Raw genomic sequence first — 23807 nt, forward strand, 5'->3', positions numbered from 1 at the left:
AAGCATCCCCCGAGCTTTGTTAGCAGGGGCGGGGCGCGAGGGGTAGTCGGCGCTCGCGTCAGATGACGTAGGCGAACTCTTCCTCGCCCGGCGCGGGCACGCGGCCGCGCATCTCGGCGTCGAGCTGCACCACGGTGCGGCTCGCAGTCCTGACGAACAGGCCGGGGATAGCCGCGTGGACCATGCAGGCAAGCCCGCCGAGCGTCATGCGCGCCCCGAAGCTCATGGCGGTGCGCGCGTGCTCGGCATAGGTCTCGCCGATGGCGCGCGGGTGGTCGAGGAACAGCTTGGCGATCATGGCGACGGAATGCCCGCTCGGAGGCGGTGCGGTCAAGCCTAGCGCACGGGGCGCACACAGTGTAGGGGCCGCGCCGCCATGACCTCGACCCCCACCACCCTGCCCGACCAGAAGAAGATCGGCATGGTCAGCCTCGGCTGCCCCAAGGCGCTCGTCGATTCCGAGCGCATCCTCACCCGCCTGCGCGCCGACGGCTATGCCTTCGCCGAGGACTATGCGGGGGCCGACGTGGTGCTGGTCAACACCTGCGGCTTCCTCGATTCCGCCAAGGAGGAGAGCCTCGCCGCGATCGGCGAGGCGATCGCCGAGAACGGGCGGGTGATCGTGACGGGGTGCATGGGCGAGGAGGCCGAGGCGATCCGCGCCGTCCACCCGCAGGTGCTCGCGGTGACGGGCGCGCACCAGTACGAGCAGGTGGTCGAGGCGGTCCACACCCACGCCCCGCCGAGCCAGGGGCCTTTCGTCGACCTCATCCCGCAGCCCGACATCAAGCTGACGCCCCGGCACTACAGCTACCTCAAGATTTCCGAGGGCTGCAACCACTCCTGCGCCTTCTGCATCATCCCCGCGCTGCGCGGGAAGCTCGCCAGCCGGCGGATCGACGCGGTGCTGCGCGAGGCGGAGAAGCTGGTCGCGGCGGGGACGAAGGAACTGCTCGTCATCAGCCAAGACACCAGCGCCTACGGGGTCGATATCCGCCACGAGGCCCGCCAGTGGAAGGGCCGCGAGGTGCGCGCGCACATGACCGACATGGCGCGCGAACTGGGCCAGCTGCGCACGCCCGAGGGGCAGACGCCGTGGGTGCGGCTCCACTACGTCTACCCTTACCCCCACGTCGACCAGGTCATCCCGCTGATGGCCGAGGGGCTGCTGACGCCCTATCTCGACATCCCCTTCCAGCACGCCGCGCCGAAGGTCCTCAAGCTGATGCGCCGCCCGGCCAACGAGGCGAAGGTGCTCGAGCGGCTGAAGTCGTGGCGCGCGATCTGCCCCGAGATCGCGATCCGCTCCTCCTTCGTGGTCGGCTTCCCCGGCGAGACCGAGGACGATTTCCGCTACCTCCTCGACTGGCTCGAGGAAGCCCAGCTCGACCGCGTCGGCGCCTTCCGCTTCGAGCCGGTCGAGGGCGCCGCCGCGAACGCGCTGCCCGATCCTGTGCCCGAAGCGGTCAAGGAAGAGCGCTACGCCCGGATCATGGAGGTGACCGAGCGGATCAGCGCCGCCAAGCTCGCCGCCAAGGTCGGCCGCACGCTTCCCGTGATCATCGACGAGGTCGGCGAGGCGGACGAGGATGGCGACATCGGCGCCACCGGCCGCTCGCAGGCCGATGCGCCCGAGATCGACGGGGCGGTGTACCTCAGGAACGTGCCCGGGACCCTTGCGCCGGGTGACATCGTCGAGGTGCGCGTCGAGGATGCCGACGCGCACGACCTGTTCGGGGTGATCGCCCGTTAACCCCCGCCCCCCGCGCGTCCCCCGCCGGGACGCGACATGGTTAACGGCTGGCAACGATCCGGCTAACGCGGCATAATCCTCCGCATGATCCGCGCCCTCGCCTTCCTGATCGCCGTGGCGGTGCTGCAATATGCCGCTTCCGCCCAGACCTCGAGCGCCCGCGCCGGCGAGGCCGCCGAGGCGGTCGCGGCGCGCGCGACGGGGGCGTTCGAGCAAGTCGATCCCGACGAAGATGCCGCCGCGGCCGCCGCGCGCCGGGAGGAGGCCGCCAGCACCTATGCCGGCCTGCCGCCCGTCGCCGCGGCGCAGCCCGAGGTCCGGCCCGCAGCCGCAGCCGCAGCCGCAGCCGAGCTCGAAGTCGCCCCTGCCCCGCGCGGGCCCGCGGTGCGGATGATCCCGCGCGAGGTCGTCCAGCCGCTTCCGCCCGCGGTGAAGGCTCCCGCCCCCGCCTCGGCGCCGACCGCCATCGCCCGCACCCGGCAGGAGCCCTTCGTGGTCAAGTCGATCCTGCCGATCGGGGGCACGATCCGCTACGGCGACTGGTTCTGGGACGAAAGCGCCGCGCCCGGCCAAGGCCAGCTGGTCATCACCGTCGACCTCGCCGCGCGCGTCATCAGCGCCTTCCGCGACGGGCACGAGATCGGCACCGCGGTGGTCCTCGTCGGCACGCAGGAACACCCCACCCCGCTCGGCACCTTCCCGATTCTCACCAAGGAGCGCGACAACGTCTCCGAGAAATACTTCAACGCGCCGATGCCCTGGACGCTGCGGCTGACCTGGGATGGGATCGCGATCCACGGCTCGCCGGTGATGAACGGCTACGCGAGCCACGGCTGCATCGGCGTGCCCGACGAATTCGCGGCGAAGCTCTTCGCGGCGGCCAAGCGCGGGGACAAGGTGATCATCACCCGCGGGAAGATGATCGGCATCGGGGACAAGGTTCTCTAAAGCAAAAAGGACCCCGCTCGTCCTGAGCCTGTCGAAGGACTGCACTTTCTTCGGCGCTGCGGGCGAGAAGGAAGAACAGCCCTTCGACAGGCTCAGGACGAACGGCCGTTCCTAGTTGACGCTCCCCCGCGCCGGCTCGGGCCTGAACCGCCACACCCGCATCATCACGCCGACCTTCTCGATCCTTTCCACCCCCGGCACCGCGAGCACGCCGCCCAATGAGGCGTTCTCGCCCGCCCACAGCCGGTCCCACGCTCGCGCGGCCTCGGCGCGGGTGGCGTGGCCGCCGAGTTCGCGGATGATCCTGAGGATCGTCTCGATCGCGACGATCCGGGGCACGTTGGCGCAATAGGCGAAGCCGGGCGCCTCCTCGTCGCGCATCACCATCTCGTGCCAGTCGAGCTCGGCATACCATTCGAGCGCCTGCCAGGCTTCGGCGAGGTGCGCGGCGCTGGCGGCGATCCGGACCGGGTCGAGCCAGTCGGCCGCGGCGAGGCGGGCGCGCAGGCGGGCGCGGTCGAAGGCGGGGTCGGCGTTGGAGGGGTCCTCGGCGGGCACGATTCCCGCGGCGGCGACCACTGCGGCAAGCTCGGCCTTGCGCCAGCCGAGCAGCGGGCGCAGCAGCGGCACCGCGCTGCCCTCGATGGTCGCGCGCGCGCGCACCCCCGCGAGGCCTGCGAGCCCGCTCCCGCGGTTGAGCCGCATCAGCAGCGTCTCGGCCTGGTCGTCGGCATGGTGCGCGGTGGCGAGCGCGCCGAGCCCCGCGTCCCCCGCCCAGCGCGCCAGCGCGGCATAGCGCGCGGCGCGCGCCTCGGCCTGCACGTTGCCGGGGGCGAGGCGGACCGCGAGCGGGGCGAAGGGGATGCCCCGCTCGCCCGCGATCCGCTCGACCAGCGCGACCTCGCCCGCCGCCTCGGGGCGCAAGCCGTGGTCGATGCTCGCGACCGCGATCCGCCCGGGGAGCGCCGCGTGGGCAATCAGCAGCAGCGCGAGGCTGTCCGGCCCGCCCGAGACCGCGAGGCCGAGGGCGCCCTCGCGCTCGTCCTCGGGCCAGAGCCGCGCGAGGTCGGCGGCGAAACGCGCGGGCACGCCCGCTAGCTGCACTTCACCTTGGCGCGGGTCGCCTGGAACTCGCTCGCGAGCCGACCGGCAGCGACCAGCGGATAGGTATCGGAAAATTCGGCGAGCGCGATGCAGGCGCGCTTGGTGTCCTTCATCGCGATCATCGCGGCGCCGAGGTAGAGCAGGCTGTCGGGCGCGCGCTCGCCGGCCTTGTTGGCCTGGTAGTTCCTCAGGAACCAGCGCGCCGCGTCCTCGGGCATGTTGTCGTCGAGGAAGGCGCGGCCCAGCAGGTTGCGCCCGTAGCTGATCTTGGCGTGGGTCGGGTATTTCTCGACATACCTGGTGAGCTGCTGGCGCGCCTCGGGGAAGAACCCGGCGTTCCAGAGGCGGAAGCCGTAGGAATATTCGTCGTCGCCGACGTCGGCGGTCTGCGGCTTGGCAATCGCCTGCACCGCGGCAAGGCGGGTGGCGCTCGGGGCAGGCGTGGTCGGGGCGGGCGTGGGCGCGGGGCGCTGCTGGACGGGCGCGGCGGCGGCCTGCTGCACCGGCGGGCGCGGGGGCGCGGTGGTGGCGGGCGGGCCCTGCACCGGGGCGGTGGGGAGCGTCGCGACCGGCTGGATCGAGGGCTGGGTGCCGGACGCCGCCGTCTCAGGGCCAGCGGTCACCACCGGCGCGTTGGCCGCGGTCTCGAGCGCGACCAGCCGGCGCTCGAGCTGGGCGAGGCTGTTCGCCTGCTCCTCCGAACGCGCGGTGAGCGCCTGCAATTGCTGTTCGAGCGCGTCGAGCCGCACGAGGATGTCGGTCACCGCGGTCGCCGCAGGGGCCACGGTCGTGGGAGCGGCGGCGGTCGCCGGGCCCTGCGCGGGGGCGCCGATCTGCGGCTCGAAGAACTTGCCGTCGCCGCCGGGGAAGACCTTGCGCTGCAAGGCGCGGACCTCGGCCTCGATCTTCTTGAGGCGCGCCTCGGCGGCGCTGTCGGCCTGCGCGGCGGCGGGGGGCGCCACCGCGACGAGGCTCGCCGCGCTCGCACCGATCAGCGCGGCGCCCGCGAGGCGCGCGGTCAGGGTCTTCAGGGGGGTGGTCATGGCTGGTCGGGCTCCCTGGTGCATGGCCGCGCCCTTGTGACGCGCGTCACCTGAACGTTAACCGAATCCCTGCCCGCGCCTGCTCGCCAAGTCGAGAGCGGGAGGCGGCTTCATCACCGGGAAAAAGGCGTCTAGCGGGTGCCCGGGGCGCGCGGCTCGCCCGCCGGGGCGGCAGGCGCAGGCTCGGTCGCGGCAGGCTCGGCGCTTTCCACCGCGCCCTGCATCGCCGGGCGGCGCGGCACGCGGCGGCGCGTGGGCACGGTCTCGGCGGCGACCGGGGTCGCGCTCGTCGCGGCCGGGGTGCCGCGCGCCAGCAGCGCCGCGGCCGAGACCGGCAGGCCGGTGATCGTCTCGGGCCGCTCGGAGAGCTTCGCCACCGGCTGCCCGCCGATCGTCACCGCGAGCGCATCGGGCCGGCCGGTGTTGATTCGCGGATCGCGCGCGGCGGGGGGCACCTCGAGCGTCTCGCCCTGGCGGAGCGTGCGCTCGGCCAACCGCTCGCCGCCTTCCTCGTAGAGCCGCACCCAGATGCCGTCCTCGGTCGCGGTCAGCACCACCGGGCCGCTCGGCGCCGGTGCGGGCGCGGCGGCGACGGGTGCGGCGGCGCTCGCGGTCGGCTCGGGGGGGAGCAGCGAGCCCGGCTCGGCTCCGGCGCCGAAATGGGTGCGGTAGAAGGCGAAGGCGCCGATCGCGAGGATCAGCACCGCCGCCGCCGCCGCCCAGGCGAGGCCCGAGGAGGGCAGGCGCGCCGGGTCGCCCGGCTCCATCGCCGAGGCCGGCACGGTGCGCCGCGTCGACCCGTCGGCGAGCTCGGCGCGCACCAGATCGGTGATCTGAGCCGGGTCGAGCCCGACCGCCTTGGCATAGGTGCGCGCAAAGCCGATCGCATAGGTGCGCGAGGGCAGCGCCTCGAACTGCCCGTCCTCGATCGCCTGCAGGTGGCGCAACGGGATGCGGGTGTCGGCGGCGATGTGCGGCAGGTCGAGATGCAGCGCCTCGCGCGCGGCGCGCAGCCGTTCGCTGGGGCCGGCAACGGGCGCGTCTTGCGCGGCATCCGCGCTGGTGGGGGTTTCGCTATCCATGATGACCCGGGTTTCCGCGCCTTCTTGCCGAGGCTTTCGCATGAGTGAGTGGTGGGGTTTGTCGAGCGCCGGGACTCGCCCGCCGGGGCCTGTCCTGTCAACCCGGCCTTTAGCACACTACCGCAGCGCGCGCACGTCTCTCCGCACCGCGCGGCTCAATCGCATTCGATGTCGCGCGCGCAGGCCCAGGCGGCGAGCACCTCGCGCAGCGATTTCTGCGGGGCTGTCAGCCAGTTGTTCATCGCCGCGGTGAGCTCGGCGAGGTCGACCTTGCGCACCAGCTCCTTGATCGGGCCGACCGCGGCCGGCGTGATCGAGAGACGGCGATAGCCGATGCCGAGCAGCGCCAGCGCCTCGAGCCTGCGCCCGCCCATCTCGCCGCACACGCCGATATCGACCCCGCTGCCGATGCTCGACTGCATCACGCGGCGCAGGAACCTGAGGATCGACGGCGAGAGCCAGTCGTAGCGCTCGGCGAGCTTGGGGTTGGCGCGGTCGGCGGCGAACAGGAACTGCGTGAGGTCATTGGTCCCGATCGACAGGAAGCTGAGGCGCGGCAGCAGCATGTCGAGCACCTCGGCGAGCGCGGGCACCTCGAGCATCGCGCCGAAATGGACCTTCTCGGGCAGCAGCTTCTTCTGCGCCTTCAGGAAGGCGAGCTGCTCGTCGAAGACCTGCTTGGCGGCGTCGAACTCCCACGGCTCGGAGACCATCGGGAACATGACATAGAGCGATCGCCCCGCCGCCGCCTCGAGCAGCGCGCGCGCCTGGATCTTCATCAGCCCCTCGCGTTCGAGCGCGAGCCTGAGCGCGCGCCAGCCCATCGCCGGGTTCTCGTCCTGCGCGGCGATCTCGGAGGCGAGGTAGGGCACCGACTTGTCGCCGCCGATGTCGACGGTGCGGAAGATCACCGGCTTGTCGCCCGCCGCGTCGAGCACGTCGCGGTAGAGCTTCGTCTGGCGCTCGCGCTGCGGCAAGGTCGCCGAGACGAGGAACTGGAACTCGGTGCGGAACAGCCCGACGCCGTCCGCCCCGGTCATCGCGAGCGCGGCCATGTCGTCCCTCAGGCCTGCGTTCATCATCACCTGGATGCGCGTCCCGCATCGGGTGAAGGGCTCGACGTCGCGGAGCGAAGCATAGGCCGCCTGCTTCTCGCGGCTCCTGGCGAAGCGCGCCTGGAAGGCGTCGGCGGCCTGCGGCAGCGGGCGGACGATCGCGCTTCCGGCGCCCGCATCGAGCAGGATCTCGTCGCCCTCGCGGATCGTGGTCCGCACGCCCTTGGTCCGCCCGATGACGGGCACGTTCATCGCCCGTGCGACGATCACCACGTGGGCGGTGAGCGAGCCCTCCTCGAGGATCACGCCCTTCAGCCGCCGCTTGTCGTATTCGAGCAGCTCGGCAGGGCCGAGGTTGCGCGCGATCAGGATCGTGTCGCGCCTGAGGCCCTGCGAGGCCGCGGTGCCGACCTGCCCGGCGACGATCCGCAGCAGCCGGTTCGCGAGGTCCTCGAGATCGTGCATCCGGTCGGCGAGCAGCGGATCGTCGATCTCGCGCATCCGCATCCTGGTGTGCTGCTGCACGCGCTCGATCGCGGCCTCGGCGGTGAGGCCGGCGTCGATCGCCTCGTTGATGCGCCGCGACCAACCCTCGTCGTAGGCGAACATCTTGTAGGTCTCGAGCACCTCCTCGTGCTCGCCGCCCACGCCGAACTCGGCCTGGCTGGCGAGGCTGTCGATCTGCTCGCGCATCTTGTCGAAGGCGCGGTAGACGCGCTGGCGCTCGGCCTCGATGTCCTGCGCCATGACCTGCGTGATCTCGACCCGCGGCTGGTGATAGACCGCGTAGCCCGCCCCCAGCCCCTTCACCAGCGTGAGGCCGGAGAGCGTCTGCGGCCCGCTCATCTCGGCGGTGAGGCCGAGCGCCTCCTCCTCGTCGATCAGCTCGGCATTGGCGATCAGCTCGGAGAGCACCATCGCGGTGGTCTGGAGCGCCTCGATCTCGATCTCCTCGTAGCGGCGCGGCTCGACATGCTGGACGCACAGCACGCCGACCGCGCGCTCGCGGTAGACGATCGGCACCCCGGCGAAGGAATGGAACTTCTCCTCGCCCGTCTCGGGGCGGTACTGGAAGTCCGGGTGCGCCTTGGCCTCGGCGAGGTTCAAGGTCTCGACCTTCTTCGCGATCTGCCCGGTCAGCCCCTCGCCGATCGCCATGCGGGTGACGTGCACCGCGCTCTGGTTCAAACCGCGGGTGGCGAACAGCTCGAGCATGCCCTCGCGCAGCAGGTAGATCGAGCAGACCTCGCTCGACAGGCATTCACCGATGATCTCGACGACCTGGTCGAGCTTGCCCTGCGCGTGCAGGCGCGAGGCCATCACCTCGGTGAGGCGGGTGAGGATCTGGCGGGCGGCGGCGGCGGCGGTCATGTCGTCACGGACTTATGCGGTCCGCGCGGCAAATGCAAAAGGGCCATGTGCCGATATGCGCGCCGGCCGCGGCCGCGCCGCGCTGCCCGGGGCGTCAGAAGCCCGCGATTTCCTCCTTGAGGCGCAGCTTCTGCTTCTTGAGCGACTGGATCGTGGCGGTGTCGGGCACGGGGCGGGCCATTTCCTCGCGCAAGCGGGCCTCGAGGCCGGCGTGCTTGGTCTGAAGTGCGTCGAGGTGCGAAGACACTGCGGTCGATGCCATTGCTGCATTCTCCTGCCAGAGCGGGGGGCTGCCCCCGGGAAGGCGACTCGGACAGTCGCGGCCGAGCCGCAGGTTTCATTGAAACCACAGCGAGACTGGCTTTGAAAGTGCCAATGCATCCTTAACGGATGCCCTGTTGCGGGCCTGCGGGGAATGGTGGCCGCGCCCTTGCGGATTGTGTGCCGAGCCATCTTACAAATCGCCGCGGGAACGGGTAGCGGGGGCGTGCATTGGCGCGGGAGCGGCGATGCGCGCGAGCAGAGGAACCAGGGGCCGACATGACCGAGCAGGAGCTGCGCAAAAGGCTCGAATTGCTCAAGACCGAGCACCGCGACCTCGACGCGGCGATCACCGCGCTCACCGAGGCGGCGCGCGGCAGCGCGTCGGCCGACATGCTCCAGATCGCGCGCCTCAAGAAGCGCAAGCTGCGTCTCAAGGACCAGATCGCGATCATCGAGGACACGCTGCTGCCGGATATCATTGCTTGATGCGATCGCGCTGACGCGCGGCGCAGACCGCCCGCCCCGCCTCCCCACCCGGCCACCAACGATACCATCAAGCTATGGTGGCCGGGTGGGGAGGCGGGCGGGCGGTCTGCGCCGCCGAAAGTGGCTCGTGGTTAACGGCACCGCCATTCTGTTCCCGGCAGGGACGGATGTGAAAATTACCGGGAAAGTAACCATCTCCATATGGCAAGCCCACGCGGGGCGGCGTATCCTGCCGCCCTCATGGATCGCACCCCCAACCTGTCGCGCCCGATCATCGAGGCGCTCTACACCGAAGCCCTCGTGCTGGCCGACGATGTGCGCGCGGTGTTCGCCGCCGGGGTGCGCGAGCCGGTCACCGGGGAGGACGCCTTCGTGCGCCTCGCGCTGTCGACCGAGGGGCTCAAGACCACCACGCGGATGATGCACGTGCTCGCCTGGCTGCTCAACCAACGCGCTCTTTTCTCAGGCGAATTGTCCGAGAACCAGGTGCGCCTCCACGGTGCCCTCCCCCCCGACCGCGCCGCCGACGAGAGCCAGCTCGCCCTCCTCGAGCCCGAGACCCGCGAGCTCATCGCCGACACCGAGCGCCTCCACCGCCGCATCGCCCGCCTCGACGAGGCGTGGCGCCAGCAGATCGAGGCGCGTTCGCCGGTGCGGGCTTTCCAGGACCAGATCGGACGGGCTTTCGGCCGCATGGCCTGAGCGAACTCCGGGACCGCGTGTTTCTGCTTCGCAGAGCTTCGCTTCCACGTGAAACATCGCTGTTGAGCGGGGTCCGGCGGGGGTCTGGAGCAGACTAGACGGGGTCTAAGGCGGGGTTGGCAGGGGTCTGCGAGCGTCTGGCGGCACCCTCACGCCGCCGCCAGCGCTTTCCGCCACGCTGCCAGCCGCGCCTCGCGCACGCCGCCGTCCATCGCGGGTTCGAAGCGGTGGAGCCGCCCGCGCATCGCCTGGGCGGCGCTCGCCAGGTCGGGGTAGAGCCCCGCCCCCGCCGCCGCGAGCATCGCCGCACCCAGCGCGGTCGTCTCGACGAAGCCGGGGCGCTCGACGATCACGCCCAGAATGTCGGCGAGGTCCTGCGCCATCCAGTCGTTGGCCGCCATCCCGCCGTCGATCCGCAAGGTCTCCCAAGGCGCGCCGTCGGCAGCGAAGGCCGCGCACAAGTCGTGGGTCTGGTGCGCCATCGCCTCTAGGGCCGCGCGCGCGAGCTCGGCCTTGCCGCTCGCGAAGGAGAGGCCCGCGATCACCCCCCTTGCCTCGGCCCGCCAGTGCGGCGCCCCCAGCCCGGCGAGCGCGGGGACGATCACCACGCCGCCGCTGTCGGGGATCGAGCGCGCCAGTGCCTCGGTCTCCGCGGCGACCTCGACGATCCCGAGCGAGTCCCGCAGCCACTGGACGAGGCTCCCCGCGACGAACACCGAGCCCTCGATCGCATAGGTGCGCTGCCCGTCGCACTGGGTCAGCACTGTGCCGAGCAGGCGGTTACGAGAACGCGGAATGCGGCTGCCCTGACAGGTCAGCACGAAGGCGCCGGTGCCGTAGGTCGCCTTGGTCTGCCCGGGGGCGAGGCAGGCCTGCCCGATGGTCGCCGCCTGCTGGTCGCCCGCGAGCCCGGTGATCGGGATCGCCCGCCCAAACAGCGCGGGATCGGTCGCGGCGAGCGGCCCGCAGGTGTCGACCACGCCGGGTAGCGCTTCGATGGGCACGCCGATGAGGGCGCAGAGCTCGTGGTTGAACTGCGCGTCCTCGAGCCCCATCAGCAGCGTGCGGCTGGCGTTGCTCGCATCCGAGATATGCGCCGCGCCGCCGGTGAGCTTGTACACCAGCCAGCTCTCGACCGTCCCGAAGGCGAGGCTGCCCGCGTCGGCCGCCGCCTTCACCGCGGGCACGTTGCCCAGCATCCAGCGCATCTTCGTGCCCGAGAAATAGGGATCGAGCAGCAGCCCGGTGCGTTCCTGCACCGCCGCCTCGTGGCCTGCCGCGCGAAGCTCGGCGCAAAAAGGCTCGGTGCGGCGGTCCTGCCAGACGATCGCGTGGGTGAGCGGCTCGCCGGTCGCCTTGTCCCAGGCGATCACGGTCTCGCGCTGATTGGTGATGCCGATACACGCGATGCTCGCCGCCCCGCCCGCCTTGGGGACGATCTCCTGCGCACAGGCGAGGGTCTTCTCCCAGATCTCGCGCGGATCGTGCTCGACCCAGCCGGACTGCGGGTAATGCTGGGTAAGCGGCGCCTGCGCGCTCGCGACCAGCACCCCGTCCGAGGCGAACAGCATCGCGCGGGTCGAGGTGGTGCCCTCGTCGAGGACGAGGATGTAGTCGGACATGGATCGCTCTCCCGTTTGCCGCTTCCTAGCCGGAGCGCGCGCGGGAAGTCGAGATGTCGCGCAGGCCCACCCCCAGCCCCTCCCGCAAGCGGGAGGGGTTAGGGGTGGGCAAGTCACTTGCTGTCTGCCCGCGACAGGCCCAAATGGGGCGCATGGTCACCATCCCCGAGAAACCCTGGCCGACCGGCCTTGCCGAGGACCTCGAGCCGCTCGTCCGCCGCGTCCTCGCGCCCAATCCCTCGCCCTACACCTTCACCGGCACCCAGACCTATGTGGTGGGCGCCGCGGACGGGCCGGACTGCGCGGTCATCGACCCCGGCCCCGCCGAGCCCGAGCACCTCGCCGCGATCCTCGCCGCGGTGGGCAACCGCAGGATCCTCGCGATCATGTGCACCCACACCCACCGCGACCACTCCCCCGCCGCAGCCCCGCTCGCCGCCGCGACGGGGGCGCCCATCGTCGGCTGCGCGCCCTTGGTGCTGGCGGTCGACGGGCCGCGCTCGGACGAGGCCTTCGACCCGACCTATGCCCCCGACCGCGTGCTCCTCGACGGCGAGGGGATGCGCGGCACCGGCTGGACGCTCACCGCCGTGGCGACGCCGGGGCACACCTCGAACCACCTGTGCTTCGCGCTCGAGGAGAGCGGCGCTCTCTTCACCGGCGATCACGTGATGGGCTGGTCGACGAGCGTCGTCATCCCGCCCGACGGCGACATGGGCGACTACATGGCGAGCCTCGAGAAGCTGATGGCGCGCGAGGACCGGGTCTATCACTCGGCCCACGGCCCGGCGATCGACAAGCCCAGGCAGCTGGTGCGCGGCATGATCGGCCACCGCCGCCAGCGCGAGAACCAGATCCTGCGGCTGCTCGGCGAGGCGGCGCGGCCGGTCGGCGGGTTCATTCCCGAGATGTACAAGGGCCTCGACGAACGCCTGATCCCGGCGGCCGAGATGAGCGTGACCGCGCACCTCCTCGATCTCGAAAAGCGCGGGATGGCGCGCGAGGATGCGGGGGTGTGGCAGCCGGTCTAGTGCAGCCGCTTGCACAGCGCCCCGATCCGTGGTCCACTGCCCAGAGGGCTTTTGGGGGATCACACATGGCTACCGTAGCAGCACCGCCGCGCGCCGCGCCCAAGGGCGACACGCGCTTCTTCATGATCATGGCGCTGGTCATGTGCGCCGCGACCGTTTCGGGCTTCCTGCTCAATCTCGCGCTCGGCCGGTCGAGCTTTGCCGAGCCGGCGGTGGTCCACGCCCACGGCATCATCTTCATGTCGTGGCTCGGGCTCTATGCGGCGCAGGCGATCAGCATCGCGAGCGGGAACGTCGCGCTGCACCGCCAGTTGGGCCGCGCAGCTTATGTCGTCGTCCCGGTGATGATGGTCACGGGGACAGCGGTGATGGTCCATTCCGCCCAGGCGCGCGGGGGCCCGTTCTTCTTTGCGGTCAACGAATTCGTGATCAGCAACGCGATGGGGCTCTATTGCTTCGGCGGACTTGCCCTGTGGGCCTTGCGGGTGCGGCGGCATCAGGGCTGGCACCGGCGGCTGATGCTGGTGGCGATGAGCATCCTCACCGGCCCCGGCCTCGGGCGCATCCTGCCCGCGCCTTTCCTGATCCCCTATGCATGGCCGATCTCGATCGCGGTAACGTGGATCTTCCCGCTGATCGGGATCTTCGCCGACTGGCGCAGGAATGGCCGCGTGCACCCGGCCTATTGGTGGGGCATGGGGATCAATGTGGGGGTCTTCGCGGCCTCGATGGCGATCGCCTATTCGCCCGTCGGCTATGCCTTCACCGAATGGCTCGTCGCCGGAACGCCGGGGGCGGCGCGGCCGATGGCGCCCTTCCTGCCGCCGGGCTTCGGCGGCTGAGGCTCACGCTTTTCGCTCGAAAATAGCGGCGCCGCCCCTATATCGGCCTCTCCTGATGGAAGGGGATCCGTTCGATGAGCCTGCTGACCCGCAATCCCACCGGCGCCGACCTGCTGGCCGAGATCGACCGCCTCCGCCGCGAGCGGAACGCGGTGATCCTCGCGCATTACTACCAGACGCCCGACATCCAGGACATCGCCGACTTCGTGGGGGATTCGCTCGAGCTGTCGCGCAAGGCCGCCGCGACCGACGCCGACGTGATCGCCTTCTGCGGGGTCAAGTTCATGGCCGACACCGCCAAGATCCTCTCGCCGCAGAAGACCGTGATCCTCCCCGACATGGACGCCGGCTGCTCGCTGGAAGACAGCTGCCCGCCCGAGAAATTCCGTGCCTTCCGCGAAGCCCACCCCGATCACATCGCGCTGACCTACATCAACTGCTCGACCGAGGTGAAGGCGCTCTCCGACGTGATCGTGACGAGCTCCAGCGCCGAGACGATCCTTGCGCAAATCCCCCCGGAGCAGAAGATCATCTTCGGCCCCGACCGGCACCTCGGCGGCTACCTCGCGCGCAAGTTCAACCGCGAGATGCTGCTGTGGCCGGGCGTATGCATCGTCCACGAGGCCTTCTCCGAGACCGAGCTCCTCAAGCTCAAGGAGCAATACCCCGGCGCGCCGATCGCCGCGCACCCGGAATGCCCGCCGACGATCATCGACCACGCCGATTACGTCGGCTCGACGAGCGGGATCCTGTCCTTCGCCAAGACCTTCCCCGGCGACACCCTGATCGTCGCCACCGAGCCGCACATCATCCACCAGATGCAGAAGGCCCTGCCCGAAAAGACCTTCATCGGCGCGCCCGGCGCGGACGGGAACTGCTCGTGCAACATCTGCCCCTACATGGCGCTGAACACGATGGAGAAGCTCTACGTGGCGCTGCGCGACCTCTCCCCGCAGATCGAGATCGAGGAAGGCATCCGCGTGAAGGCGAAGCGCAGCCTCGACCGGATGCTCGAGATGGCGAGCGGGACCGTGGGGATGGGGGATTTGGGCAAGGTGCATTTCAGCGGGGACTAGGGCCAAGGGCTGAAATCTTGACCTAGTGCACTCATTGCACTATTCATGCCCCCATGGTCACCATGCACCGCGGGCCGAACTGGAAGATTTCGGTCTATGCGGGTGACCACGGCGTGCCGCATTTTCATATCGAGGGGCGCGGATTCCGCGCCTCGGTCGCCATCGCCACGCTGGAGGTGATCGTCGGCACGGTGCCGCGCCCGGTCAAGGTCACCGCGCTCGACTGGGCGCTGGTCCATCAGGCGGAACTGCGCGCCAAGTGGGAGGAGCTCAATCCATGAACACCGATTGGATGCGGACAATTAGGTCGGTAGAGGCCCGCGGCAATGCGCAGCTCGCGCTGCTCTGGTCCGACGGGACCGCCGCTGAGATCGCCGTGCCGCCGGGTGTCGATCCCGCGGCGGGCGACCCGGAGATCGGCGACTGGGGACACGCGCTGGTCTGGCCGGACGGGAGCGAGGCGGGGGCGGACCGGCTGTGGCTCGAGACCTTGACGGCGATCGGCCGTCCGGACGCTCGCGCCTTTCTCGAATGGCGAATGAAGCACGGCCTGTCGCTCACCCGCGCCGGCGAGGAGCTCGGGATTTCCCGGCGGACTGTCGCCAATTACTCCAACGGCTCGCAGCCCGTTCCCAAGGCGATCCTACTGGCCTGCAGGGGCTGGAGCGCGATCAAGGCCGAGGCCGCCTAAGCCTTGGCCCTGCTCACCGCCAGCGCGGCGCCCACCAGCACCATCCCCACGATATCCAGCTCCGAGAGCACCTCGCCGAACGCCAGCCAGCCGTAGAGCGAGGCGACCGCGGGCTGGGTCAGCAGGGCGAGGCCCACCACCAGCGGGGGGAAGTATCTGAGGGCGAAGACCATCAGACCCTGCCCGACGAGCTGGCTCAGCACGAACAGTCCGACCACCGGCCCCCACGCCTGCGGCCACACCGGCTCGCCGAGCAGGAGCGCGATCCCGAGCAGCACCGGGGCGCCGAAGATGCTCACCCAGACGAGCAGGCTCCACGATCCGAATTTTTCCCGCGCGCCCTGCAAGGTGAGCAGATAGACCGCGTAAAGCAGCCCCGCTGCCACGCTGAACAGGTCGCCAACCAGCGTCTCGTGCGAAATCTCGAGGCTGCGCCCCATCAGGATCGCCGCGCCCGCGAGTGCAAAGATGATCGCCAGCACCTCGAGCCGCCCGGGCATGACGCGGTGGACGATGAAGCCCCAGAACAGCAGCACGATCGAGCCGGCATTGCCGAACAGGGTCGCGTTGCCGAGCCGGGTCATGCCGATCCCGATGTGCCAGCTCGCAAGGTCCAATGCGAAGGTCACCGCGCCCAGCGCCACCAGTCCGAGCGTTCGCGCCCCCATGCCGGTCAGCTTCTGGCGGTTCGCCCGCGCCAGCACCACCATGAAGGGCAGCGCCAGGAACATCCGCCAGAACCCGGCCGCGACCGGCCCGGTGTCTGCGATCCGCACGAACCACGGCCCGATCGCGAGCGCGACATTGCCGCCGAACAGCGCGAGCAGCAGCAGCCACTGCGCCGGGCGCGTGTTCTCGCGAACAACTTCTGCTTGCAGGGCACCCTCTTTTTCCATGGTTGCGCCCTAGCCAGCCTGCCCCCTAGTGCCTAACCAAAAGACACAGCCGAAGGAGGTTTTCCCCGATGCACGACGTGTTGTTCCAGCCGCTCCAGATGGGCGCACTCAAGCCCAAGAACCGCATCCACATGGCCCCGCTCACCCGCGGGCGCGCGGCGGAGCCGATGTTCGTCCCCAACGAGCTGATGGCGCTCTACTACCGCCAGCGTGCGGGCGCGGGGATGATCCTGACCGAAGCGACCGGGATCAGCCGCGAGGGCCTCGGCTGGCCCTCGGCACCGGGCATCTGGAGCGACGAGCAGACCGAGGCGTGGAAGGCCACCACCAAGGCGGTGCACGAGGAAGGCGGCCTCATCGTCATGCAGCTCTGGCACATGGGCCGCATCGTCCACCCCTGGTTCCTGGACGGCGAGCCGCCCTTCTCGGCCTCTGCCACCAAGGCCCCGGGCGAGGCGCACACGCCGATCGGCAAGCAGGAATATGCGACCGCGCGGGAGATGACCCTCGAGGACATCAAGCGCACCATCGGCGACTACCGCCGCGCCGCCGAGAACGCCAAGGCGGCGGGCTTCGACGGGGTGCAGCTCCACGGCGCCAATGGCTACCTCGTCGACCAGTTCCTGCGCGACGGGACCAACCTGCGCACCGATGGATATGGCGGCTCGCCGGAGAACCGCACCCGCTTCATGCGCGAGGTACTCGAGGCGCTGATCGACGTGTGGGGCGCGGACCGCGTGGGCATCCGCCTCTCGCCCAATGGCGATTCGCAGGGGACCGATGACAGCAATCCGCCCGCCACCTTCGGCGCGGCGGCGAAGGTCTGCGAGGAACTCGGCCTCGCCTTCGTCGAACTGCGCGAGCCGGGGCCGGAGGGCACTTTCGGGCGCACCGACGTCCCCAAGCAGAGCCCGCTGATCCGCCAGCTCTACTCGGGCGCGCTGATCCTCAATTCGGACTACACCGCCGAGGAGGCCGCGGCGGATGTGGAGAGCGGCAAGTGCGACGCGGTGAGCTTCGGGCGGCCCTATATCTCCAACCCCGACCTCGAGAAGCGCATCGCGGCCGGAGCGCACTGGAACCCCAACAAGGACGTGCCGAAGAGCTGGTACTTCCCGATTCCGGAGGGCTATGTCGACTACCCGACGCTCGCCGAGGAACAGGCCGAAGCGGCGGAGTAAGGATCCGCTCACCCGCCTCGTCACCCCGGCGAAAGCTGGGGCCCAGGGCCTCGAAGACAGCGCTTGCGGCCTTGGATCCCAGCTTGCGCTGGGATGACGAGCTGAATGCTACCCGGTCGGCGCAGCGACCGGGACGGCCGGCTGCGGGGCGGCGCCCTCGCTCGCCGGCACGCCCTCGGGCCCCAGCGCCGGGTCGACGACCGGCTGCTCGGCGTCGAGGTTGTCCGACGCCGCCGGATCGACCTGCCGCGGCGCGAGCGGGGCCTCCGAGGTCAGCTGGTCGAGCGGGATCATCGCGTCGCTGACCGAACCCTGAAGGATTTCGCCCGAGGCCTCCCCGCCCTGCTCCGCCGGCGCGCTCGCCTGCTCGCCGCAGGCGGCGAGGAGGAGGGCAGGGGCAAGGACGGCGATCCGCTTCATCGGCACGCCCTTTTCGCCGCCGCGTCCAAGGCGTCAAGGAAATCCGGCGCGCAGGCGATCAGCGCCTCGTCCCATTCGTCATTGGAAACCTTCAACCCCAGCTGCGCGAGGCTCGTCACCCCGTATTCGGCGATGCCGCAGGGGACGATCCCGCCGAAGTGGCTGAGGTCGGGGTCGAGGTTGACCGAGAAGCCGTGCATCGTCACCCAGCGCCGCACCCGCACGCCGATCGCGCCGATCTTGGCCTCGCTGCCGTCCACGTCGCGGGTCCAGATGCCGACGCGGCCCTCGGCGCGCCAGCTCTCCACGCCGAAGCGCGCGAGTGTGGCGATCACCCAGCCCTCGATCGCGTGAACGAAGCAGCGCACGTCCTTGCCCCTTTCGGCGAGGTTGAGCACCAGATAGCCGACCCGCTGGCCGGGGCCGTGATAGGTGTAGCGCCCGCCGCGCCCGGCCTCGACCACCTCGAAGCGCGGATCGACGAGCTCGGCCGGGTCGGCGCTGGTGCCGGCGGTGTAGACCGGGGGGTGCTCGAGCAGCCAGACGAGCTCGGCCGCCTCGCCCGCGTGGACGGCGGAATTGCGCGCCTCCATCTCGGCCAGAGCCACAGCATAGGGCACCTGCGCGACCTCGCGTCGCCATTCGATGGGGAGTGCGCCGCGCGGGGCGGGAGCAGTGCTTGCCATGCGCCAGCGGTGGGGGCATTGAGCGCCGAGATCAAGAGGCTAATGCGCAGCCTCACGGGAGGGATCGCCGATGGCACACCGCAAGCTCGACATGGGGCAGGCCTGGACCCAGGCGACCGGCATGGTCGGGGCCAACCGCGACCTCGTCGGCGTGCTCGCCGGGCTGTTCCTGTTCCTGCCGATGTTCGTGCTGATCTACGCGCTGTTCACCAGCGGCATGGATTTCGGGAGCGGCGGGGGCGAGCCCGACCCCGAGAAGCTCGCCGCGCAGATCAACGCCTTCCTCCTCGCCAACTGGTGGGGGCTGCTGCTGACGGTGATCGGCCAGATCGCCGGAGGGATCGCGATCCTCGCGCTGCTCGCCGACCCGCGCCGCCCGACCGTGCGCGAGGCGCTCGGGCGAATCCCGCGGCTCGCCCTGCCGGCGATCGGCGCGCAGGCGCTGATCGGGATCGTCACCCAGCTCCCCTCGCTCGTCACCGGCGCGCTGCCCGCCGCGAGCCTCGTCGCCCTGCCGGTGACGCTCTACCTCACCATCAAGTTCTCGCTCGTGACCGCGGTGATCGTGCTCGGGCGGATCGGCAACCCGGTGACCGCGATGCGCAAGTCGTGGGGGCTCACCAAGGGCAATTCCTTCCGCCTGTTCGTGTTCTTCACGGCGCTGGTGCTGCTCTCGGGCGTGATCGGCCTCATCGTCATGCTGATCGTCGGGCTGATCCTCTCGGCGCTCCCCGAGCAGGTCGCGCTGATCGGCAGCGCGGCCTTCTTCGGCGTGCTGCTGACGATCTTCTACACCGTCTCCTTCGCGCTGACCGCGGCGATCTACCGCCAGCTTTCCGAGCCGCTGCCCGAGGCGGAAGCGGACCTGTTCGGCTGAGGAACGAGGCCCCGCGCGCCCATGGCCGACACCGAGCCCGTCCTGACCCCGCCGGGAACACCCGCCGCCGAGGCCGCGACCGCGAGCGCGATCCCGCCCTCGCGCATGGCGCTCTTGTTCATGGTGATGCTGGTGACCGCGGCGGGCAACACCGCGATGCAGTCGGTGATGCCCTCGATCGGGACGGCGCTGAAGGTCGCGGACGTGTGGATCAGCCTTGCCTATTCGTGGTCGGCGCTGCTGTGGGTCGTGTGCGCGCCGTTCTGGGCGCGGCGCTCGGACCAGCGCGGGAGGAAGGCGATGATGGCGCTGGGGCTCTCCGGCTTCATCACCAGCTTCGTGCTGTGCGGCGCGGCGCTGTGGGCCGGGCTCGCCGGCTGGATGACCGCCTTCTGGACGCTCGCGCTGTTCGCTGCCGCGCGCAGCCTCTACGGCGGCTTCGGCAGCGCCGCGCCCCCGGCGGTGCAGGCCTATGTCGCCTCGCGGACGCCGCGGGCGCAGCGCACCCAGGCGCTCTCGCTGATCGCCTCGAGCTTCGGCCTCGGCACGGTGATCGGCCCGGCGCTCGCCCCGCTGATGGTGGTGCCCTTCCTCGGGCTCGGGCTGACGGGGCCGTTCCTGTGCTTCGCGGCGATCGGGCTCGTCGCGCTGGTGCTGCTGCGGCTGCGACTGCCCGACGACATCCCGCAATTCGCCGCGCGCGGCAGCCCTGCGCCCTATGCAAGCGCCTCGGGCGCGCCCGCCGATCCGGAGGCCGAGGCGACCGAGAGCGAGGCGGCAGGCGAGCCGCCACGCCTCACCTGGCGCGACCCGCGCCTTCGGCCCTGGGTCTTCGCCGGGCTGGTCGGCGGCCATGCGCAGGCGATGGTGCAGGGGATCGCGGGCTTCCTCGTGCTCGACCGGCTGGGCCTGCGCGCCACGCCCGACGCCGGGGCGGGCCCGATCGGCATCGTGCTGATGAGCGGCGCGATCGCGACCCTGCTCGCGCAGTGGGGCCTGATCCCGCGCTTCGACCTCGGCCCGCGCGCCGCGACGCTGTGGGGGATCACCGCGGCGGCAATCGGCACGATGATCCTCGCCGTCGCGGGCGACCTCCACCTCATCGCGCTCGGCTATGCGATCGCCTCGCTGGGCTTCGGCCTGTTCCGCCCGGGGACGACCGCGGGCACCTCGCTCGCCGTGACCCGCGCCGAGCAGGGGCAGGCCTCGGGCATCGTCGCGTCATTGGCGGGCGCGAGCTACATCTACGCGCCCGCGCTCGGCGTGTGGCTCTACGGCCATTCGGATTACCTCGGCTTCGGCCTCATCGTCGCGCTGTGCCTGATCGTGCTGGTGCACGGCTGGCTGAGGTTGCAGGCGGATCGGGAGCTGACGCGGTCCTGATTGCGGGGGCGCATCCGCGCCCCCGTCCTCGGCGAGTCTGAGGCCCTGCGGGCCTGATCGCCTGCGGCTCGCGCGCGTGCGCTCGCGGTCGCTGCGCGACCGAGCATCGCCATCTTCAGAGGATTTCCAGAACGGTATCCTGCGGGCGGCAGAGCCTCACGCCCTTCTCCGTCTCGACCAGCGGGCGCTCGATGAGGATCGGGTCCGCCACCATCGCCGCGAGCACCGTCGCATCCTCCGCCTCGGGGAGCCCGCGTTCCGCCGCGTCGGTGCCGCGCAGGCGCAGGCCCTGTTGCGGGGTGATCCCGGCATCGCGGTAGAGCTGGGCGAGCTTCTCCGCACTCGGCGGGTCCTTCAGATATTCGATGACCGTCACCTCGACGCGGCTGAGGTTCTCGAGGATCGCCAGCGTCTTCCTCGAGGTGCCGCAGGCCGGGTTGTGCCAGATCGTCGCCTTCATCTCATTCCTCCTCGGGCACCCGCAGCGCCGGGACCGCCTTGGCGGCGTCCTCGGGGCTGATCCCGGGCGCGGGCGCGGCGCTGATCCGCTCCTGCCGCTGGGCGACGCGACCGGCCTGCTCGATCGCCTTGACGAGCCGCGGATAGACCCCGCAGCGGCAGATGTTGGGCACGCCCGCCTCGATGTCGGCGCGGGTCGGGGCGGGGTTGCGCTGGAGCAGCGCGGCGGCCGACATGACGATGCCCGGCGTGCAGTATCCGCACTGGATCGCCTGCTGCGCCACCATCGCCTGCTGCACCGGGTGCGAACGATCGCGCGAGAGGCCCTCGATGGTGGTGATGAGCCGCCCCTCGGCCTCGGCGAGCGTGATCGCGCAGGACCTCAGCGCCACCCCGTCGACCAGCACCATGCACGCACCCGAGCAGTCCTGCCCGCCCCCGCACGCCTTGGTGCCGGTGAGGTTCATCGCCTCGCGCAGCGCGTAGAGCAGCGGCGTGCGCGGATCGAGGTCGAACTGGACCGGCCGCTCGTTGACGGTCATGCGCGACATCGGGCGGCCTTCTCAGGTGCTTACTGGCGCCAGCTGTCGTCGATCTTGTCGACCTTGCGCTTCCACGCCTCGAAATCGAACAGCCCGGCGCCGCCCTGCCCGCTCATCACCGCAAGGTCGCGCTGGTGGACGTCGACCACGCTCTGCGGGATCAGGATCGGATCGCCCATGGAAAGCGTCGCGACCTGGATCTCGCAGGCGCGCTGGAGCGCCCACATCTTGACGAACATCCCCTGGATGGTGCGGTCCATCACCACCGGGCCGTGGTTGCGCAGCATCAGGATGGTGTGGTTGCCGAGGTTCTGGACCAGCCGCTCGCCCTCCTCGGGGCGCACGGTGACGCCCTCGAAGTCGTGATAGCCGATCTGGCCCTGGAAGTTGCAGGCGTAGAAATTGGTCGGCAAGAGGCCGTCCTTGTGGCTCGCCACCGCCATCGTCGCGGTGGTGTGGACGTGGCAGATCGCATCCGCGCGCCCGCCCAGGTGCTTGTGGAAATAGGCGTGCTGGGTGAAGCCCGCCTTGTTCACCATGTAGGGCGAGCCGCCGACATTGTTCCCCTCCACGTCGATCTTGACGAGGTTGCTGGCGGTCACCTCGCTGTAGAGCAGGCCGAAGGGGTTGATGAGGAAGGTGTCCTCCTCGCCCGGGACCTTCAGCGAGATGTGGTTGTAGATCGATTCCGACCAGCCGAGGTGGTCGAAGATGCGATAGCACGCGGCGAGGTCGAGGCGGGCGTGCCACTCTTCCTTGCTGCATGAGCCTTCCAGACTGGTCTGCGTGGGTTTGAGCTGGGTCGCCATGGGGCCGTTCCTCTCCGTCTGCCGTTGCAGACCGCTATCGCATGGGGAGGGAATGCTTTGCAAGGCGCGCGGGTGCCCGCTAGGCCCTCGCGCAGGATGAACGCCCCCGCCCCCGCCCCCGCCCCCTCCCCCGCCCGCCTCGTCAGCGGCTCGATCCCGGGGCACCTCGTCAGCCAGACCCTGCCCGCGATCATCGGCGTGGCGGCGATCATGTCGGTGGGGATCATCGACGCCTATTTCGTCGGCCAGCTCGGCAGCGCGCCCCTCGCCGCGATCTCCTTCATCTTCCCCGTCACCGTCGCCTGCACCTCGCTGGGCGTCGGCGTGATGGTCGGGATCAACTCGGTGGTGGCGCGCGCGCTCGGCGAGGGCGACTTCGCCAAGGCCGCGCAGCGCGCCAATTTCGGGATCGTCTTCGCCTGCGCCGCGGGGCTCGTGATGGGGCTTGCGCTGTGGCTCGCCTCGGACGCGATCTTCGCCCTGATGAACGCGCCGGCGCACCTCATGCCGCTGATCCACGCCTACATGACGCCCTACGCCTGCGCCTTCCCGCTGAGCCTCGCGATCATGGGCTTCAACGGCGTGCTGCGCGGGCAGGGCGAGGCGAAGCGCACCAGCACGGTCTCGATCACCTTCGCGGCCGGCAACTGGGTGCTGAACCCGATCCTCATCACCGGGGCCTTTGGTTTCGAGGGCTACGGCATCGCCGGGAGCGCCTATGCGACCGGGATCGGCTGGGCGATGGGCGCGCTCATGGCGCTGTGGCTGCTGAAAGGCACGCCGCTGCCGCTCGACCTTCAGATGCTGCGCGGGGCGCGGCTCGGACCGCCCGCGCGGGCGATCGTCAAGGTCGGACTGCCGGCGGCTTTCTCCAATGCGATCAACCCCCTGGGCCTCGCCGTCCTGACCTCGCAGGTCGCGCTCACCGGCGAGGCGGCGGTGGCGGGCTTCGGCGCCGCGGGGCGCCTCCAGAGCTTCGTGATCGTCCCGCTGCTCGGCCTGTCGGGGGCGATCGGGGCGATCGTCGGGCAGAACTGGGGCGCAGGGCGAGCCGACCGGGCGCGCGAGGCGGTGGCTTACGCTTTCGGCTTCTGCCTCGCCTGGGGCCTCGTCGTCGCGATCGGCGTCATGGCGGCCGGGCAGGACTTCGCGCGGATCTTCACCTCTGACCCGGCGGTGATCCGCGAGTTCGACCTCTACCTCAGGATCGCCGCCTGGGGCTATGCCGGCTTCGGCCTGCTGATCGTCGGCAACGGGATCATGAACGCGGTCGACAAGGCAGGATTTGCCCTCGGCCAATCCATCGCGCGGGTGTTCTGCGTGATGCTCCCGGTCGCGCTGCTGCTGCGCCCGGCGATGGGCTCCGCGGCGATCTACACCGCCGAGCTTGCCGCCAACCTGTTCGGCGCGCTGACCGCGCTCCTGCTCGTGCGGCGCGTCCTCGCCGTCCCCGCCCCGGTGCTGGGGGCCGCGCGCTAGGCGCC

The 23807-nt window shown here is 70.6% G+C and carries 26 protein-coding genes; 13 read left to right on the forward strand and 13 right to left on the reverse strand.

What is annotated here, in order from left to right; translation table 11 throughout:
• Nucleotides 1-58 precede the first annotated feature (58 nt).
• Nucleotides 59-298, reverse strand: a complete 240-nt coding sequence (locus ACLBKU_RS12400; RefSeq protein ID WP_410179870.1) for a DUF6356 family protein — start codon at nucleotides 296-298, stop codon at nucleotides 59-61.
• A gap of 78 nt (nucleotides 299-376) precedes the next feature.
• Between ACLBKU_RS12400 and rimO the strand changes: the two genes are divergently transcribed.
• Together rimO and ACLBKU_RS12410 are read left to right on the forward strand one after the other, a co-directional pair.
• A complete protein-coding gene (gene rimO, locus ACLBKU_RS12405) occupies nucleotides 377-1753 on the forward strand; it encodes a 30S ribosomal protein S12 methylthiotransferase RimO (RefSeq protein WP_410179871.1) in 1377 nt (458 codons plus the stop codon).
• Between the two features lie 84 nt (nucleotides 1754-1837).
• The gene (locus ACLBKU_RS12410; protein ID WP_410179872.1) at nucleotides 1838-2701 is read left to right on the forward strand and encodes a L,D-transpeptidase family protein; all 864 of its coding nucleotides are present in this window, start codon (nucleotides 1838-1840) and stop codon (nucleotides 2699-2701) included.
• Between the two features lie 111 nt (nucleotides 2702-2812).
• Here the strand turns inward: ACLBKU_RS12410 and tilS are convergent, their stop codons facing one another.
• The 5 genes from tilS to ACLBKU_RS12435 all read right to left on the reverse strand — a co-directional run bounded on the left by tilS (nucleotide 2813) and on the right by ACLBKU_RS12435 (nucleotide 8618).
• Nucleotides 2813-3790 carry a tRNA lysidine(34) synthetase TilS gene (gene tilS / locus ACLBKU_RS12415; RefSeq protein WP_410179873.1) on the reverse strand — a complete coding sequence of 326 codons (978 nt, stop codon included), beginning with the start codon at nucleotides 3788-3790 and terminating at the stop codon, nucleotides 2813-2815.
• A gap of 5 nt (nucleotides 3791-3795) precedes the next feature.
• On the reverse strand, nucleotides 3796-4848 hold the full coding sequence (locus tag ACLBKU_RS12420; protein WP_410179874.1) for a tetratricopeptide repeat protein: 1053 nt from the start codon (nucleotides 4846-4848) through the stop codon (nucleotides 3796-3798).
• Nucleotides 4849-4979: 131 nt separating this feature from the next.
• On the reverse strand, nucleotides 4980-5930 hold the full coding sequence (locus ACLBKU_RS12425; RefSeq protein ID WP_410179875.1) for a helix-turn-helix domain-containing protein: 951 nt from the start codon (nucleotides 5928-5930) through the stop codon (nucleotides 4980-4982).
• Between the two features lie 155 nt (nucleotides 5931-6085).
• Nucleotides 6086-8356 (reverse strand): phosphoenolpyruvate--protein phosphotransferase, encoded by a 2271-nt coding sequence (gene ptsP / locus ACLBKU_RS12430; protein WP_410179876.1) that lies wholly within the window; start codon nucleotides 8354-8356, stop codon nucleotides 6086-6088.
• A gap of 94 nt (nucleotides 8357-8450) precedes the next feature.
• On the reverse strand, nucleotides 8451-8618 hold the full coding sequence (locus tag ACLBKU_RS12435) for a YdcH family protein (protein WP_410179877.1): 168 nt from the start codon (nucleotides 8616-8618) through the stop codon (nucleotides 8451-8453).
• Between the two features lie 278 nt (nucleotides 8619-8896).
• Between ACLBKU_RS12435 and ACLBKU_RS12440 the strand changes: the two genes are divergently transcribed.
• On the forward strand, nucleotides 8897-9106 hold the full coding sequence (locus ACLBKU_RS12440; protein WP_410179878.1) for a YdcH family protein: 210 nt from the start codon (nucleotides 8897-8899) through the stop codon (nucleotides 9104-9106).
• A 240-nt stretch (nucleotides 9107-9346) separates the two neighbouring features.
• On the forward strand, nucleotides 9347-9808 hold the full coding sequence (locus ACLBKU_RS12445; protein ID WP_410179879.1) for a DUF1465 family protein: 462 nt from the start codon (nucleotides 9347-9349) through the stop codon (nucleotides 9806-9808).
• Nucleotides 9809-9957: 149 nt separating this feature from the next.
• Here ACLBKU_RS12445 and glpK read toward each other — a convergent pair whose 3' ends face one another.
• Nucleotides 9958-11430, reverse strand: a complete 1473-nt coding sequence (gene glpK / locus ACLBKU_RS12450; RefSeq protein WP_410179880.1) for a glycerol kinase GlpK — start codon at nucleotides 11428-11430, stop codon at nucleotides 9958-9960.
• 152 nt (nucleotides 11431-11582) lie between these two features.
• On the opposite strand from glpK, the gene ACLBKU_RS12455 reads away from it, so the two are divergent.
• The 5 genes from ACLBKU_RS12455 (at nucleotide 11583) to ACLBKU_RS12475 (ending at nucleotide 15070) form a co-directional block, all read left to right on the forward strand.
• Entirely contained in the window at nucleotides 11583-12461 is an 879-nt protein-coding gene (locus ACLBKU_RS12455; RefSeq protein ID WP_410179881.1) for an MBL fold metallo-hydrolase, read from the forward strand.
• Nucleotides 12462-12526: 65 nt separating this feature from the next.
• Nucleotides 12527-13303, forward strand: coding sequence for a hypothetical protein (locus tag ACLBKU_RS12460; protein WP_410179882.1), 777 nt, complete (start codon nucleotides 12527-12529; stop codon nucleotides 13301-13303).
• Between the two features lie 74 nt (nucleotides 13304-13377).
• Nucleotides 13378-14379: a quinolinate synthase NadA gene (nadA, locus tag ACLBKU_RS12465; protein WP_410179883.1), complete on the forward strand. Its 1002-nt coding sequence runs from the start codon at nucleotides 13378-13380 to the stop codon at nucleotides 14377-14379.
• A gap of 53 nt (nucleotides 14380-14432) precedes the next feature.
• Nucleotides 14433-14660, forward strand: coding sequence for a DUF4160 domain-containing protein (locus ACLBKU_RS12470; protein ID WP_410179884.1), 228 nt, complete (start codon nucleotides 14433-14435; stop codon nucleotides 14658-14660).
• Nucleotides 14657-15070: a hypothetical protein gene (locus ACLBKU_RS12475; RefSeq protein WP_410179885.1), complete on the forward strand. Its 414-nt coding sequence runs from the start codon at nucleotides 14657-14659 to the stop codon at nucleotides 15068-15070. The genes ACLBKU_RS12470 and ACLBKU_RS12475 overlap by 4 nt, the downstream gene beginning before the upstream one ends.
• Here the strand turns inward: ACLBKU_RS12475 and ACLBKU_RS12480 are convergent.
• Nucleotides 15067-15966, reverse strand: a complete 900-nt coding sequence (locus ACLBKU_RS12480) for a DMT family transporter (RefSeq protein WP_410179886.1) — start codon at nucleotides 15964-15966, stop codon at nucleotides 15067-15069. The genes ACLBKU_RS12475 and ACLBKU_RS12480 overlap by 4 nt on opposite strands.
• Before the next feature lie 68 nt (nucleotides 15967-16034).
• Between ACLBKU_RS12480 and ACLBKU_RS12485 the strand changes: the two genes are divergently transcribed.
• Nucleotides 16035-17147, forward strand: coding sequence for an alkene reductase (locus ACLBKU_RS12485; protein WP_410179887.1), 1113 nt, complete (start codon nucleotides 16035-16037; stop codon nucleotides 17145-17147).
• Nucleotides 17148-17255: 108 nt separating this feature from the next.
• Here the strand turns inward: ACLBKU_RS12485 and ACLBKU_RS12490 are convergent, their stop codons facing one another.
• On the reverse strand, nucleotides 17256-17567 hold the full coding sequence (locus ACLBKU_RS12490) for a hypothetical protein (RefSeq protein WP_410179888.1): 312 nt from the start codon (nucleotides 17565-17567) through the stop codon (nucleotides 17256-17258).
• The gene (gene lipB, locus ACLBKU_RS12495) at nucleotides 17564-18253 is read right to left on the reverse strand and encodes a lipoyl(octanoyl) transferase LipB (RefSeq protein ID WP_410179889.1); all 690 of its coding nucleotides are present in this window, start codon (nucleotides 18251-18253) and stop codon (nucleotides 17564-17566) included. The genes ACLBKU_RS12490 and lipB overlap by 4 nt, the downstream gene beginning before the upstream one ends.
• Before the next feature lie 70 nt (nucleotides 18254-18323).
• Here lipB and ACLBKU_RS12500 point away from each other — a divergent pair, with 70 nt between their 5' ends.
• Nucleotides 18324-19130, forward strand: a complete 807-nt coding sequence (locus ACLBKU_RS12500) for a hypothetical protein (protein WP_410179890.1) — start codon at nucleotides 18324-18326, stop codon at nucleotides 19128-19130.
• Between the two features lie 21 nt (nucleotides 19131-19151).
• Nucleotides 19152-20513 (forward strand): MFS transporter, encoded by a 1362-nt coding sequence (locus ACLBKU_RS12505; RefSeq protein WP_410179891.1) that lies wholly within the window; start codon nucleotides 19152-19154, stop codon nucleotides 20511-20513.
• 115 nt (nucleotides 20514-20628) lie between these two features.
• On the opposite strand, the gene ACLBKU_RS12510 is transcribed toward ACLBKU_RS12505, so the two are convergent.
• The 3 genes from ACLBKU_RS12510 to ACLBKU_RS12520 are packed head-to-tail and all read right to left on the reverse strand — an operon-like array spanning nucleotide 20629 to nucleotide 22323.
• On the reverse strand, nucleotides 20629-20973 hold the full coding sequence (locus ACLBKU_RS12510) for an arsenate reductase family protein (protein ID WP_410179892.1): 345 nt from the start codon (nucleotides 20971-20973) through the stop codon (nucleotides 20629-20631).
• Nucleotide 20974: 1 nt separating this feature from the next.
• Nucleotides 20975-21523, reverse strand: a complete 549-nt coding sequence (locus ACLBKU_RS12515) for a (2Fe-2S)-binding protein (protein WP_410179893.1) — start codon at nucleotides 21521-21523, stop codon at nucleotides 20975-20977.
• A 20-nt stretch (nucleotides 21524-21543) separates the two neighbouring features.
• Nucleotides 21544-22323 carry a class II aldolase/adducin family protein gene (locus ACLBKU_RS12520; RefSeq protein WP_410179894.1) on the reverse strand — a complete coding sequence of 260 codons (780 nt, stop codon included), beginning with the start codon at nucleotides 22321-22323 and terminating at the stop codon, nucleotides 21544-21546.
• 96 nt (nucleotides 22324-22419) lie between these two features.
• Here ACLBKU_RS12520 and ACLBKU_RS12525 point away from each other — a divergent pair, with 96 nt between their 5' ends.
• Complete coding sequence (locus ACLBKU_RS12525) at nucleotides 22420-23802, forward strand: MATE family efflux transporter (RefSeq protein ID WP_410179895.1); 1383 nt, start codon at nucleotides 22420-22422, stop codon at nucleotides 23800-23802.
• Nucleotides 23803-23807: the final 5 nt, after the last annotated feature.

The sequence above is a fragment of the Erythrobacter sp. NE805 genome, from assembly GCF_046452355.1.
Taxonomy (GTDB): Bacteria; Pseudomonadota; Alphaproteobacteria; order Sphingomonadales; family Sphingomonadaceae; genus Erythrobacter.